The 14,567-nt window shown below is 65.0% G+C and carries 14 protein-coding genes; 11 read left to right on the top strand and 3 right to left on the bottom strand.

The features are described from left to right. Positions 1–669: NAD-dependent epimerase/dehydratase family protein (locus VGG47_RS01270; RefSeq protein ID WP_331535048.1), on the bottom strand; the 669-nt coding region annotated here is incomplete at its 3' end. 102 nt (positions 670–771) lie between these two features. Between VGG47_RS01270 and VGG47_RS01265 the strand changes: the two genes are divergently transcribed. The 8 genes from VGG47_RS01265 (at position 772) to VGG47_RS01230 (ending at position 8,997) form a co-directional block, all read left to right on the top strand. After that, a complete protein-coding gene (locus VGG47_RS01265; protein WP_331535047.1) occupies positions 772–1,677 on the top strand; it encodes a ferritin-like domain-containing protein in 906 nt (301 codons plus the stop codon). Further along, positions 1,674–2,678, top strand: coding sequence for a lysylphosphatidylglycerol synthase domain-containing protein (locus VGG47_RS01260; protein ID WP_331535046.1), 1,005 nt, complete (start codon positions 1,674–1,676; stop codon positions 2,676–2,678). Before VGG47_RS01265 ends, VGG47_RS01260 begins: the two co-directional genes overlap by 4 nt. A gap of 99 nt (positions 2,679–2,777) precedes the next feature. Then, positions 2,778–3,035 carry a GlsB/YeaQ/YmgE family stress response membrane protein gene (locus tag VGG47_RS01255; RefSeq protein WP_331535045.1) on the top strand — a complete coding sequence of 86 codons (258 nt, stop codon included), beginning with the start codon at positions 2,778–2,780 and terminating at the stop codon, positions 3,033–3,035. Positions 3,036–3,315: 280 nt separating this feature from the next. After that, the gene (locus VGG47_RS01250; protein WP_331535044.1) at positions 3,316–4,449 is read left to right on the top strand and encodes an MFS transporter; all 1,134 of its coding nucleotides are present in this window, start codon (positions 3,316–3,318) and stop codon (positions 4,447–4,449) included. Between the two features lie 388 nt (positions 4,450–4,837). Then, positions 4,838–7,402, top strand: coding sequence for a helicase-related protein (locus VGG47_RS01245; RefSeq protein WP_331535043.1), 2,565 nt, complete (start codon positions 4,838–4,840; stop codon positions 7,400–7,402). Between the two features lie 12 nt (positions 7,403–7,414). After that, the gene (locus VGG47_RS01240) at positions 7,415–7,693 is read left to right on the top strand and encodes an RNA-binding S4 domain-containing protein (RefSeq protein WP_331535042.1); all 279 of its coding nucleotides are present in this window, start codon (positions 7,415–7,417) and stop codon (positions 7,691–7,693) included. Positions 7,694–7,816: 123 nt separating this feature from the next. Then, on the top strand, positions 7,817–8,149 hold the full coding sequence (gene fdxA, locus VGG47_RS01235) for a ferredoxin FdxA (protein ID WP_331535040.1): 333 nt from the start codon (positions 7,817–7,819) through the stop codon (positions 8,147–8,149). Between the two features lie 110 nt (positions 8,150–8,259). Further along, entirely contained in the window at positions 8,260–8,997 is a 738-nt protein-coding gene (locus VGG47_RS01230; RefSeq protein WP_331535039.1) for a CarD family transcriptional regulator, read from the top strand. Positions 8,998–9,149: 152 nt separating this feature from the next. Here the strand turns inward: VGG47_RS01230 and pckA are convergent, their stop codons facing one another. Then, complete coding sequence (gene pckA / locus VGG47_RS01225) at positions 9,150–10,772, bottom strand: phosphoenolpyruvate carboxykinase (ATP) (protein ID WP_408841268.1); 1,623 nt, start codon at positions 10,770–10,772, stop codon at positions 9,150–9,152. Positions 10,773–10,829: 57 nt separating this feature from the next. Beyond that, complete coding sequence (locus VGG47_RS01220; RefSeq protein WP_331535038.1) at positions 10,830–11,315, bottom strand: HugZ family protein; 486 nt, start codon at positions 11,313–11,315, stop codon at positions 10,830–10,832. 86 nt (positions 11,316–11,401) lie between these two features. On the opposite strand from VGG47_RS01220, the gene VGG47_RS01215 reads away from it, so the two are divergent. The 3 genes from VGG47_RS01215 to upp all read left to right on the top strand — a co-directional run bounded on the left by VGG47_RS01215 (position 11,402) and on the right by upp (position 14,546). Next, positions 11,402–12,103 carry a response regulator transcription factor gene (locus VGG47_RS01215; RefSeq protein ID WP_331535037.1) on the top strand — a complete coding sequence of 234 codons (702 nt, stop codon included), beginning with the start codon at positions 11,402–11,404 and terminating at the stop codon, positions 12,101–12,103. Between the two features lie 24 nt (positions 12,104–12,127). Next, the gene (locus VGG47_RS01210; RefSeq protein WP_331535036.1) at positions 12,128–13,762 is read left to right on the top strand and encodes a stimulus-sensing domain-containing protein; all 1,635 of its coding nucleotides are present in this window, start codon (positions 12,128–12,130) and stop codon (positions 13,760–13,762) included. Between the two features lie 160 nt (positions 13,763–13,922). After that, positions 13,923–14,546, top strand: coding sequence for a uracil phosphoribosyltransferase (gene upp, locus VGG47_RS01205; protein ID WP_331535035.1), 624 nt, complete (start codon positions 13,923–13,925; stop codon positions 14,544–14,546). Positions 14,547–14,567 lie beyond the last annotated feature (21 nt).

Here is a 14,567-nt window from a genome sequence, read left to right as displayed (position 1 = left end):
TTTCTCCAGCGCCAACCGATGCCCCGCGGCGACATCGTCCACATGCACCACGTTCAGCCCGGTCTCGACATAGGCCGGCATTTTGCCGCGCGCGGCATCGAGGATCATCTGCCCGGTCGGGGTCGGCTTCACATCGCCAGGGCCGACCGGGGCGGCAGGGTTGACGATCACGATGTTCTGGCCCGCTGCCGCCAGCGCCCGCACCACCTGCTCGGCCTCGTATTTCGATGCCTTGTACGCGCCGGCATGGTGCTCGGGCTTGATTTTGGTGGTCTCGTCGGCCGGGCTGCCATCCGCGGCTAGCCCCAAGGCCGCGACCGAACTCGTGTAGACGCTGCGTTCCACCCCGGCGGCGGCGGCTTGGCGCAGCAGCGCGACCGTGCCGTCGATGTTGACGCGACGCATCGCCGCCTCATCCGGTACCCAAAGCCGGTAATCGGCGGCGACATGGAACAGATAGCGGCAGCCAGCCAGCGCGTTTGCGAAACCAGCCGGCGCCGCGAGGTCAAGTTCCACCAACTCGGCGGTAAGATCCTTCACATTGCGGCGATCACTGCCGCTCCGGACGGTCAGGCGCAGACGGTGCCCGGCAGCCGCCAGCGCACGCGCGACCGCGGCGCCGACGAACCCGGTCGCCCCCGTCACCAACGTCAGATCTCCTTGCCCCAAGCCCCACCCCATGGTTCACAAGCCGCGCATCCAGCGCCATATACCGGTGCCAGCCATGCTGCTGTAGAACGCATTGCGGCTCTTGGTGCAACCTGAGGAAAGATGATGAGCGAGTCAGCCGTCGCAACCGCCGACTACAATGCGCGCCACTGGGACTACCCGGTGCCAGGCAAGATCAAGATCGGCGCCGATGACCATTTCAAGATGCTGACTCAGCTGCTGAAGGCCACCTACAACCCGTACAAGCCGTCCGTGTTGAACTGGCCGCAACTCGACCCCGACACGCTCCAGCGCATCACCTCGCTGCCGATCTGGGACATCGCAGTGCAGACCGAGATCAAAGCCTCGATGCGCATCGAGAATTACGCGCAAACCGTGCCGAGTGCGGCGCTGCGCCAGGCACTGCTGCACATGGCGGGCGAGGAATCGCGGCACCGCGACGTGTTGTCCCGCCTGGTCGCGGCCTACGACATCCCGATGCAGCCGGAAGAAACCTACGAGCTGCCGAAAGATGCCGAATGGGGCTTCATGGTCACCGGCTATTCCGAGTGCATCGACAGCTTCTTCGCATACGGCCTGTTCGAGATGGCGCGCCGCTCCGGCTATTTCCCCACCGACCTGGTCGAAACCTTCGAGCCGGTGGTGCAGGAGGAAGGCCGGCACATCCTGTTTTTCACCAACTGGATCGCCTGGCACAAGGCGAACATGCCGCTCTGGCGCCGCCCCTATTTCGCGGTGAAGACCGCTGCAGTCTGGGCGTTCCTGATCTGGGAGCGCATCGGCATCGCCCGCAGCGTCGACGGACTGGAAGGTGCCGACGCCAATTTCACCATGAACGGCTCCAAGGCGCTGAGTGACGAAATGGACCCGGCGGTGCTGATGGACATCTGCCTGGAGGAAGACAAAAAGCGCATGGCCGGCTATGATCGACGCCTGTTGCGGCCCACCACCATGCCGCGTTTGACGCGCATCGCCCGCCTGTTCATCCGACCGAAGAAGAAGCCTTGAAACAAAAACTCCGCCTGCTGCCGGCCCTCTTCGCGTTGGCCGGCGTCGCCGTGGTGACCGCGCTGGTCATCTATTTTGGTGCGGCCGACGTGCTGCGCGTGCTCACCTCCGTGCGTGCCTCCGGCTTCATCTCCTACATCGTCGCCCAGCTGGTCATCACGCTGGGGCTCGGCCTGTGCTGGCGAATGCTGCTGCGCAGCCGCATGCGGGGCAGCTTCTGGCTGTGCACCTGGGGACGGCTGGTGCGCGACGCCACCGGCGAGTTCCTGCCCTTCAGCCAGGTCGGCGGTTATGTGCTGGGGGCGCGGGTGATCACGCTGAGCGGGGTCAACGCCGCCGACGCCACCGCTTCCACCCTCGGCGACATCACCACGGAATTTCTCGCCCAGCTGGTGTTCATCGGGGTCGGCCTGTCGATCCTCTCGCACCTCGCGCCGGGCAGCGCGTTGCTGATGCCGGTCACCATCGGCCTCTGCCTCGCGGTGCTCATGGGGGTCGGGCTGATCCTGGCGCAGCGCGGCAGCGGCGCCAAATTGTTCCGGGGCCTCGCGACCAGGATCGCCGGCGCCGCCGGCGAAGGGGCAGCGACCAACATCGCCAAGCTGCAGGAGGCGCTGAACGTCATGTATGGCGAGCGCGACCGGCTCGCCTGGGCGGCCTTCCTCCACCTCATCTGCTGGTTCGGCACCGCCACCGCCTCTTATATCGGCTTCCATGCGCTCGGCGTGGACATCACCTACGCGGATGCGGTCTGCATCGAGGCGATGCTGCACGCGATCATGGCGCTGGCTTTCTTCATCCCCGGCCGGGTTGGCGTCCAGGAGGCGGCCTATACCTTGCTCGGCGGCATTTTCGGCGTGCCGCCGGACATCGCGCTGTCGCTCTCGCTGATGCGCCGCGCGCGGGACTTTGTCATCGCCGTGCCGGTGCTCGTGATCTGGCAAGGCCTCGAGGCGCACCGGCTGAAAGTAGCCTCCAGCGTGGTGCGCGGCCTAAAATAATCATTGCTGTTTCGTTAATGAATCTCGGCGCGGCTTGTGTGCGCCCGCGCCGCCGCCATGTCTTTCCAGTAAGTCAGTGATGCACTGTGGAGGCAGGAAATGTCGATTATTGGGTGGATTGTGCTTGGACTCATCGCCGGCTGGATCGGTAGCAACATTGTCGACAATGGCGGCCGCGGGCCTCTGATGGATATGGTGCTCGGTATCGTCGGCGCCCTTGTCGGCGGGGCGATCTTCAGTGCGCTGGGAGCGGTGCCGATTACGGGATTCAATCTCTACAGCCTGTTCGTCGCAGTGGTCGGCGCGGTGGTCGTGCTGGTCATCTACCATGCGGTGGCGGGCCGCCGCCGAATCTAGAGCGATGGAACCTGCTTTGGCCAAAGAAGGGAAAGGCTTCTTTTTGTGAACAAAAAGAAGCAAAAAAACTTTATTATGCTGGGGCATGGGCTTGTCGCCGACAACGCCCATGCCCCAGCATAATAAAAGTTTTTGCGCCGCTTTTTTCAAAAAGCGGCCACTTCACCTCTCCCCGGCGCCGCTTGCGGCGCCTTTTTTTGTCGTCCGCCTTGACCACCCGGCGCCGCCCGCGATAGGCGCCCGCTTCAGGTAGATCGATCAGAAGAGAGCGGACCAAACCATGATGCAGCAGGCGGAACTGGCCGCGAAATTGCGGACCATGCGCCTCGTGTTCGGCATGGCCGGGGTTGGGCTCTCGGTCTGGGCGGTAACCGTGCCCTACACAAAACTCCGCTTTCACCTCGATGACGGCACACTCGGGCTGATACTGCTGGCCGGCGGCAGCGGCGGGATCATCTGTATGCCCTTCGCCGGCATGGCGGTGGCGCGCTGGGGCAGCCGGGCGGTCATCCTCGCCTCCGGGCTGGTGTACGGCGCCCTGCTCCCGGCCCTGAGCCTGGCGCCGACGCCGGCCAGCTTCACCGCGCTGCTGCTGCTCTACGGCGCGCTGTTTGGCGCGCTGGACATCGCCATGAACGCGCAAGGTGCTACGATCGAGCGGCTCAGCGGCCGGCTGCAAATGTCCGGCTTCCATGGCTGCTACAGCCTGGGCAGCCTCGGCATCACGGTGCTGACGAGCTTTCTGCTCCGCGCCGGCCTGTCCTACGCCACCTGCGCCACACTCGACACACTGCTGGTGCTGGGCGCCCTCACCCAGGCGACAAAACTGATCCCGAACACCGCGGACGCACCCACTGGCCCGGCCTTCGCACTGCCGAACCGCGCCAGCCTGGTGCTCGGCCTGTGCTGCTTCGCCACCTTTCTCACCGAAGGAGCGACCACCGACTGGAGCGCGATTTTCCTGCATTTTTCGCGCGGCATGCCCCTTGCCAGCGCGACCTTCGGCTACGCCGCCTTTGCGCTCGCCACCGCCGGCGCGCGCCTGCTCGGCGACCGGGTGGCGATGCTGCTCGGCACCGCCGCACTGGCGCGGCTCGGCTGCGCCACCGCCATCACCGGCCTGCTGGTGGCCGTGCTGGTACCCTCCAGCCTCGCCGGGATCATCGGTTTCGGCATGGTCGGGTTCGGCACCGGCAATCTCGCGCCGCTGATTTTCAGCGCCGCGGCACGCATCAAAGGGAGCCAAGCGCATCACACCGTGCCGGCCGTGGTCGGCGTCGGCTACGCCGGCTTCCTGGCCGGGCCGGCGCTGATCGGGCTGATCTCCAACCATCTCGGCCTCGGCGCCGCCCTGCTGCTGGAAGCAGTCCTGCTGGCCGGCGTTTTCTGCGCCGCGGAAGCGGTCGCGGCGTAAGTTTTAGAGGAAAGCAGCCGCTTTTTGAAAAAAGCGGCGCAAAAACTTTTGGTTATGCTGGGCCAGGGGCTATGTCAGCGACAACGCCCATGGCCCGGCGAGCGCACATTAATCCGAAAAAGACACTACTCTAACGAATATTTAGAGTTTCTAACGTGATGGCTGGGTAGCAATTTGTTTGGCCGTATCTCCCGGGGTCTGGGGCCTCCCGGCCCCGGCGGGGTTGAGGGGCGAAGGGGCCCAAGGTTCCGGCGATGCAAAGCGTCGCTGGAAAGGCCCTGGAGGGGGAGCCCCTCATGGGGTCTGTAGGGGCGAAGCCCCTACCCTACCCTTACCCCCCTCACCACCCCGGTTTGCAAACCGGACCAAACGACATAACATCTGCGCCATGTCCGGCTTTACTCCCCGGGTGAAGGCCGTGCTTGGCCCCACCAACACCGGCAAGACGCATTTGGCGATTGAGCGTCTTCTGGGTCATTCGTCCGGCATCATCGGGTTCCCGTTGCGGCTGCTGGCGCGGGAGAACTATGACCGGATGGTGGCGCGCAAGGGCATTCGCAATGTCGCGCTGATCACCGGCGAGGAGAAGATCGTCCCGCCCGGCGCCAAATGGTTTTCCTGCACTGTGGAAGCGATGCCGCTGGACCGTCAGGTCGAGTTCTTGGCGGTGGACGAGATCCAGCTTTGTGCCGATCCGGACCGCGGGCATGTGTTCACCGACCGTCTGTTGCATGCGCGCGGCATGGTGGAGACCATGTTCCTGGGCGCCGAGACCATCCGCAAACTCTTAAAAAAATTGATCCCGGATGCCGAGATCGAGACGCGCCCCCGGCTCTCCGAGCTGACCTATGCGGGGCCGGTGAAACTCTCGCGGCTGCCGCCGCGCTCGGCCGTGGTGGCGTTCTCGGCGGCGGAGGTTTACGCGATCGCCGAGGCGGTGCGCCGCCGGCGGGGCGGCTGCGCGGTGGTGATGGGCCGCCTGAGCCCGCGCACGCGCAATGCCCAGGTGGCGCTGTACCAGGAGAAGGAAGTCGATTTCCTGGTGGCGACGGATGCCATCGGCATGGGCTTGAACATGGATGTCGACCATGTCGGCTTCGCCGGCCTGACGAAATTCGACGGGCATCGGCCGCGGATGCTGCTGGCGGCCGAGATCGCGCAGATCGCCGGGCGGGCAGGGCGCGGCATGCGCGACGGCACGTTCGGCGTCACCGCCGACTGTCCGCCGCTGGGCGAAGAGCTGGTCACCGCGGTGGAAACGCACGCGTTCGAGCCGCTGGAGCAATTATGCTGGCGCAATTCGGCGCTGGATTTCTCCTCGGTGAACACGCTGCTGGACAGCCTGATGGCGCCGCCGACCAAGCCCGGCCTGGTGCGCGGCCAGGACGCGACCGACTTGCTGACCCTGGCGGCGCTGCACAACGATGCCGACATCGCGAAGGCGGCGCAGGGCAGGGCGGCGACGCGGCTGCTCTGGGAGGCCTGCCAGATCCCGGATTTCAGGAAACTGGCGACGGATGCGCATGTGAAACTCTGCGGCCGGGTGTTCGGACACCTGCGTACGAGCGACGGTCTGCCGGAGGCCTGGGTGCGCACGGAGATCGAGTCTCTGGACAAGATCGAAGGCGACATTGATACCTTGATGCAGCGGCTGACGGATGTTCGTGTTTGGGCTTATATAACGGCCAGGGCGGACTGGATGCGGGACGCGACGCCGTGGGCTAGGCGTGCACGCGAGGTGGAGGACAGGATCTCCGACACGCTGCACGTGAAGCTGATGGCGCGGTTTGTGGATAAGAGGGCAGCACATTTGACGAGACGGCTTGAAGATTCTGAGGCGGAAGAGCTGCAGGCGGTGGTTTCCACCCGCGGCATGGTGTTGGTGGAAGGCCACGAGGTCGGCCATGTCGAGGGATTCATATTCCATCCCGACCCGGCCACCCAAGGCGCGGAGAAGAAACTGGTGCTGCGCGCCGCGCGGCGGGCGCTGGGGCAGGAAATGCCGCGCCGCATCGTCCGCGCCGAGACCGCGGCCGACGACGCGTTCAGCCTCACCGAGGACCGCCACATCGTGTGGGAAGGTGCGAAGATCGCCAGGCTGCGCAAGGGTCCGAGCCTGCTGAAGCCGGCGGTCGAGATCGTCCATTCCGAGTTTCTCGACGGCCTGGCCCGCGAGAGCCTGCGCGCGCGGCTCAGCGCCTATCTGGCAGCCGAGATGACCAAGCGGCTCGGCCCGCTGCTCACCGCCATGGAGGACCCCGCGCCGGAACTGCGCGGGATCATGTTCCGCCTCGGCGAGGAGTCTGGTGTGATGCCGGCCGAGCCGGTGGCTCACGAGTTGCGCCCTTTGCTGAAAAAAGCCGGGCTCGATGCCGGGCGCTTCGCGCTCTACATGCCGGCGGTGCTGAAGCCCGGCGCGGCCTGGCTGCGCGCGCTGCTCTGGGGCGTATGGCGCGACCGCAACCCGCCGGAGCTGCCCGCCCCAGGCCTGGTCTCGGCGCCGATGCCCGGCAACTGGGGCGCGGATTTTGCCCTCAGCATGGGCTGGCTGCCGGCCGGGCCGGTGATGGTGCGGCTGGACGTGGCGGAAAAGCTGGTGCGCGAGATGCACTATCTGGTGCGCAAGCACCCGGTGCTGCTGCCGCCCAATCTCGGCTCACGCATGGGGCTGAAGCCCGACCAGCTCTCGTCAGTCCTGCACATTCTGGGCTTCCGCGTGATCCAGGCGGCGACGCTGGGCGAAAAATATTACGGGCCGCCGGCCCCGCCGATGCTGGGCCGGCGCCGCATGGAGCCGCGGCCCGACGCGCCGGCTGCCCGGCCGGCGCCGGGCGCCAAAACCTCGGCACGTCCGGCCAGGCCGGCAGCGCCGAAGCCCGTGGAAAAACCGGTCGAAATATCGGAGGACAGCCCCTTCGCGGCGCTGGCGGCACTGCGGCGGGTGGTAAGATAAGATAGGCGGCTGATGGACGAAGAGGATACCGGCTGGCAACGGCTGGACAAATTCCTGTTCTACGCGAGATTCTGCAAAACCCGGGCGGTGGCCGCGGCGCTCATCGCCCGCGGTCACCTGCGCATCAACCGCCAGCCGACGGAAAAGCCGCACGCACGCCTCCGGCCCGGCGACATCCTGACCGTGCCGCTGCCCCACGGCGTGGTGGTGATCGAAATTCTCGCTTTGGCCAAACGCCGCGAGAGTGCGCCCCAGGCACAGGCACTGTATAAGGAAATCGTCTCGGGCTAGAGCCGGATGATTTTGACATCAATAAGTCGTCGCTTGCGTTAACGCCACGCCTCGCGCATACCACGCCGCATAATTTTTGACGCGCAACGCGGACGCGCGACGACACGTTATGGAGAGTGCCTGATGACCTATGTGGTCACCGAAAACTGCATCAAGCGCAAATATATGGACTGCGTCGAGGTCTGCCCGGTCGACTGCTTCTATGTCGGCGAGAACATGCTCGTCATCCACCCGGATGAGTGCATCGATTGCGGCGTGTGCGAGCCCGAATGCCCGGCCGAAGCGATCCTGCCGGACAGCGACGACCGCGCCACCGCCTGGGCCGAGCGCAACCGCGACTTCGCCAAGTCCTGGCCGAACATCACCCGCAAGGGCACCGCACCGGCCGACGCCGACGAATGGAAAGACAAGCCCGGCAAAGAGGCGCTGCTCTCGCCCAATCCCGGCACGCCGTAAGGCCCATTCCCGGCCGCCCGTGACGGGAGGCCAAAACTCTGCTATAGTATTGCAATCAGAACCGGGCGCGGCATGGGTCGCGCCCGGTTTGCGATTGTAGCGGAGTGGGTATGAGCGAGAAGCAGAAGACCATGACGGCAAAGAAACCCGTCAAACTCGACGATGCGGCGGAAGACATGACCGCCACCCCCAAAGCCAAAACCACCGAAAAGCCAGCCGTGAAAAGCACCAAACCAGCCAAGGGCCCGGAAGCCGCGCCCGAAGAACCCAAGGCCGCCCCCGCGCCGGCCCCCATCAGCCATGGCGGCGTGCCCGCCGGCCCGATGCGCCCAATGGCGCCGCCCCGCGCCATGGCCAAAGCCGAAATCTTCGTCGATGGCGACTACGTGGTCTATCCGACCCACGGCGTCGGCAAGGTCGAACGCATCGCCACCGAGGAAATCGCCGGCCACACGCTCGAACTGATCCACATCACCTTCGACGAAAACCGCATGACCCTGCGCGTGCCGACCACCAAGGCCCGCACTGCCGGCCTGCGCAAGCTCGCCTCGCGCAAGCAGTTCGACGACGTGCTCGCCGTGCTGAAGGGCAGGGCACGCATCAAACGCACCATGTGGTCGCGCCGCGCCCAGGAATATGAGGCGAAAATCAACTCCGGCGACCCGGCCGCCATCGCCGAAGTCGTCCGCGACCTGCACCGCAACGCCGGCCAGCCGGACCAGAGCTTCTCGGAACGCCAGATCTACGAATCCGCCCTGGACCGCCTCGCCGCGGAATACGCAGCACTTGAGAAAATCGACAAAGCCACGGCAATCGAACGGCTGATCGCGCATCTGAAGTCGGAATAAGGAAAAAAGGGAAGGCTACTTTTTGTGAACAAAAAGTAGCAAAAAAACTTTGCTATGCTGGGCTATGGGCGTTGTCTCCGACACAGCCTATGGCCCAGCATAAATAAAAGTTTTTGCGCCGCTTTTTTCAAAAAGCGGCTGCTTCCTTTGCCTCAAGCTGCCGTGCAGATCGCCCCGGCCTTGATTTCATCGTCCACCAGATCTTCGAACGTCGCGAAATTGTCAGCGAAGCGTTTCACCAGCGCGGCGGCGGCTTGGTCGTAAGCGGCTTTGTCGGACCAGGCGGCGCGGGGGTCGAGCACCTCGTCCGGCACGCCGTCGACATGTTGGGGGATTTCCAGTCCGAAGGACGGGTCGGTGCGGAAGCTGGCGTGATCGAGCTTGCCTGCCAGAACGGCGCGGAGCAGCGCGCGGGTATGGGCGATCGACATGCGCCTACCGGTGCCGTAGGCGCCGCCGGTCCAGCCGGTATTCACCAGCCAGCATGAGGTGCCGTGTTCCTTGATCAGTGCCTGCAGCAGCCTGCCGTAGACATCCGGGTGGCGCGGCAGGAAGGGGGCGCCGAAACAGGTGGAGAAGGTCGCCTGCGGTTCGGCGCCAAGGCCTTTCTCGGTGCCGGCGACGCGCGCCGTGTAGCCGGAGAGGAAGTGGTACATCGCCTGTGCCGGGCTCAGCCGGGCGAGCGGCGGCAGCACGCCGAACGCATCCGCGGTCAGCATCACCACGTGCCTGGGCGTGGCGGCGCGGCCGGAGAGCGCGACATGCGGGATGAACTCGACGGGATAGCAGGAGCGGGTGTTCTCGGTGAAGGTGGTGTCGGTGAGGTCAAGATGACCTTGGGGGTCGGCGACCACGTTTTCCAACACGGCGCCAAAGCGATGCGAGGCGGCCCAGATTTCCGGCTCGTTCTCCTGGCTGAGATTGACGACCTTGGCGTAGCAACCGCCCTCGAAATTGAAGACGCCATCGGCGCTCCAGCCATGCTCGTCATCGCCGATCAGGCGGCGCGACGGGTCGGAGGAGAGGGTGGTCTTGCCGGTGCCGGACAGGCCGAAGAACAAGGCGGTATCGCCGTCACGGCCGATATTGGCGGAACAATGCATCGGCAAAACCCCGCGCGGCGGCAAGATCCAGTTCATGACCGTGAAGATCGATTTCTTGATCTCGCCGGCATATTCGGTGCCGGCGATGACGATCATTTTTTCCGCGAAGGACAAAGCGATGGCGGTGGAGGAGCGCACGCCGTCGATCACCGGGTCGGCCTCGAAATCCGGAGCATGCAGGATCACGTAATCCGGCACGAACCCGGGCAACTCGGCAACGGGCGGGCGGATGAACATGTTGCGCGCGAACAGAGCGTGCCAGGCGCCGGTGGTCACCAGGCGCACGCGCACGCGGTGAGCGGGATCGGCCCCGGCATACAGGTCCTGGGTGAACAGCTCGCGTCCTTGCAGATAGGCCTGGACGCGGGATTTCAGACCTAAAAATTTCTGTTCCGGCAGTTTCTGGTTGACCTTGCCCCACCACACATCCCCGGTCGTCGCGGGCTCATCGACCACGAATTTGTCGGCGACCGAGCGGCCGGTATGCACGCCGGTGCGCACGATCAGCGCGCCCTCGGCGGAGAGCCTTCCTTCGCCCTTGCGCAAGGCGTGGGCGACCAAGGCGGGCGCGGTAAGATTCGCATGCAGCGCCGCAGCGACGCGGACGCCGGTGCCGGCCAAGGGAACAGAATCGCGGAGGGGTGAGAGATCGGTCACGTGGTTCACAGTCATTCCTCGGAGTTTTTGCGTTTTCTAGGGTCTCTTTTCTTAGCAGAGGTGCAGCCCGCATCAATCATTACGATTATGTAGAATTGTATAAATTTCGTGGTGCAGTGCAGCGATTTGCAACGGCGCGGCGGCGGCAAACCCGCCTACGTAGTACACCTCGTCAGGTTTGAGCATCCAAAAATAAAAATCTCCAAATCCCGCGTACAGTTCTGCGTAAGGATGAATGCGCAGATACGCCGCTCGGGCCGCTACATCCTGGGTAGGATGGGCGGTGCCGCGCAATGTGAGACGCGGCGTGGTCTGCGGGTTTGCATCCGCCGCGACGCCGGTGACGAGCAAGGCGCAGCGCGGATCGGCGCGCAAATGCTTGGTGTGGGCGGAGAGTTCCGAGAGCAGGAGGAGCACAAAACCATCCGGCCCCAGCGCCGGGGTGACCAGCGCCGCGTGCGGCCGCCCGGCCTCGATGGTCGCCAACGTGCCGCTGCGCGCGGCTTGCAAAAGCGCCGCCGCCTCCCTGATAAAATTGCGCTCTTGATTTGCTGCCATAATCCGGTCACTCCCTCACTGCACAACTGTCTTCAATGCAGATACACCTTCCCAATGCCATCCCTCGAAAATATGAGCTGCAGCCGATGAAACACACGATCGCCTTGGTGGATGACGACCGCAACATCGTGACCTCCGTGCAAATGACCCTGGAGCAGGAAGGGTTCGAGGTGCGGACCTTCACCGACGGCGAATCCGCGCTGCAGGCGCTGCTCGCCAAGCCGGCCGATCTTGCCGTGCTGGACATCAAGATGCCGCGCATGGACGGGATGGAGCTGCTGCAAAAACTGCGCGCGCGCACGGCCATGCCGGTGATCTTCCTCACCAGCAAGGATGACGAGCTCGACGAGCTGATGGGTCTGCGCCTCGGCGCCGACGACTACATCACAAAACCGTTCAGCCAGCGTCTGCTGATCGAGCGTATCCGCGCGCTGCTGCGCCGCAACGAGACCTCCAAGGCCGAGGGTTCAGGTGCGACGCCGGCCACCGTGATCACCCGCGGCCAGCTGACCCTGGACGAGACCAAGCATCAATGCCTGTGGAAGGGCCAGGACATCCAGCTGACCGTGACCGAGTTCCTGCTGGTAAAGGCGCTGGCCGCCCGCCCCGGCCTGGTGAAGTCCCGCGACCAGCTGATCGATGCCGCCTACGGTGACAACGTCTATGTGGATGACCGCACGATCGACAGCCATGTGAAGCGGCTGCGCAAGAAATTCCGCAACCAGGACGAGGAATTCGACCAGATCGAAACCCTCTACGGCATCGGCTACCGGTACAAGGAAGCGTGATCGTCCCGCTTGCCGGAACATCGCATGGCTAAGCGGCTGCGCGTCTCGCGCCTGTTGCGCGACATCCTGCTGGTGAATCTGCTCCCCGTGGCGCTGATTTTCGCGGCGTTGTTCTATCTCGACCAGTACCAGCAGGGGCTGCTCGCCGCCGAGGTGACGGCCTTGCGCGAACAGGCGCGGATCTATGCCGGCGCGCTGTCGCAGAGCGCGGTGCAGAACAATGCCGGCGGCCAGGCTGCGCTCAACCCGGACCTCGCCCAGCCGCTGCTGTTCCAGCTGACCGAGCCGACGCCCAACGCCCTGGCGCTGATCTACGGACCGGACGGCACGCTCATCGCCAACTCCCGGGTGCATCCCGGCACCAATGGCGCGATCGTCACCACGCCGCTCGCAGCCCCGCCGCCGCCCGGCCTGTTCAACCGGGTGGTCAGCTATCTGTACGACCACCTGGCCGGCTCGCTGACCGGCGAGGCGGATGGCGAAATTTTGAGTTCTCCAGGTGCCGGCGAAAACCCGGATACGCTGGGCTGGCAGCCGGATGCGCGCGAGGCTCTGCAGCTCACCCAGACCGCGCCCGGCCAGGAAGCCACCCCCTTCGTGCGGCGCGACGCGCAGCACCAGCTGCTGATCACCGTGGCCGAGCCGATCCAGCACGCGCAGCAGAATGTCGGCACCGTGCTGCTGACGCGCGAGGCGGGCGATGTCGACCGCGCGGTGCTGGCGATCCGGATTTCCATTCTCGGCCTGTTCGCGCTGGCCCTGGCGCTCACCGTCATCGTCTCGCTCTATCTCGCCCGCACCATCGCCCGGCCGATCCTGCGCCTGGCCCACGCCGCGACGCTGATGCGCGAGGGCAGGGCGCGCACCGAGGCACCGCCGGAATGGATCAGCGACCGCAACGACGAAATCGGCACCTTGGCCCGAGCGCTGGAAGGCTCAGCGACAGCGCTCTGGGCGCGGATGGACGCGATCGAGCAGTTCGCCGCCGATGTCAGCCATGAAATCAAGAACCCGCTCTCCTCGATCCGCTCGGCGATCGAGACGCTGGCCCGTGTGGAAGATCCCGCGCGCGCCTCAAAGCTGCTCGCCATCATCACCCAGGACGTGGCGCGGCTGGACCGGCTGATCACCGATATTTCAGACTCTTCGCGCCTGGACTCCGAACTCTCCCGCGCCGCCCCGGAATTGGTGGATATGGCCCGTATCCTGGCGACGCTGGCGGAAATCCACGACGCCACGCGCAAGGAAGATAGCCCTCACGTGGTGCTCGACGCGCCCCCGAGCGGGCTGCTGGTGCGCGGCGCCGAGCCGCGCCTGGTACAGGTGCTGCGCAACCTGATCGGCAACGCCATCTCCTTCAGCCCCGCGAACGGCACCATCTGGCTGCGCGGGCGCGAAACCGGCGGCATGGTGGAGCTGGCGGTGGAGGATGAGGGCCCCGGCATTCCCGACGGCAAGCTGGACGGGGTCTTCGACCGTTTCTATTCCGAGCGGCCGCAGAACGAACAGTTCGGCAGCCACTCCGGCCTCGGCCTGTCAATTTCGCGGCAGATCGTCGAAGCGCATCAGGGGCGCATCGCCGCGGAAAACCGCCGTGACGAAGATGGCGCGGTGCGCGGCGCGCGGTTCGTGATACGTTTGCCAAAGGCGGAGGCATAAGAAGAAAGTAGCCGCTTTTAAAAAAGCGGCGCAAAAATTTTTGTTATGCTGGGTCATGGGCGTTGTCCCCGACAACGCCTCAGGCCCAGAGTAATAAAGTTTTTTGCTACTTTTTGTTCACAAAAAGTAGTCCTTAAGCTTCTTCGCGCAAAGGTTTGAAATGATCACGGTCATCGAACACCCGCTGGTGCAGCACAAGCTCACGCTGCTGCGCCGGCGCGAAACCGGCACCTCCGAATTCCGGCGCCTGTGCCGGGAGATCAGCCTTCTGATGGGCTACGAGGTGCTGCGCGACCTGCCCCTGGAGCCGGTCGCCATCGACACCCCGCTGGAGCCGATGCAGGCGTTCCAGGTTTCCGGCAAGAAACTCTGCTTTGTGTCGATCCTCCGCGCCGGCGCCGGCATTCTCGAGGGGTTGCTGGACCTGGTGCCCTCAGCCCGGGTCGGGCATCTCGGGCTGTACCGCGACCCGATCAGCCACGAGCCGGTCGAGTATTATTTCAAGGCGCCGGATGGGCTCGGGGCCCGCCTGTGCATCGTCGTCGACCCGATGCTGGCGACCGGCCATTCCGCCGTCGCCGCGGTGACGAAGCTGAAACAGGCCGGGGCGAAAGACATCAAGTTCGTCTGCCTGCTGGCCGCCCCGGAGGGCATGCGCGCGTTCACCTCGGCGCATCCGGACGTGCCCGTCATCACCGCCGCCCTGGACCGCCAGCTCGACGACCACGCCTATATCCGCCCCGGCCTCGGCGACGCCGGCGACCGGCTGTTCGGGACTAAGTAAGGAAGCAGCCGCTTTTTAAAA

Source organism: Acidocella sp., assembly GCF_036489515.1.
GTDB lineage: Bacteria > Pseudomonadota > Alphaproteobacteria > Acetobacterales > Acetobacteraceae > Acidocella.
This window is presented reverse-complemented; position numbering and strand designations above follow the sequence as displayed.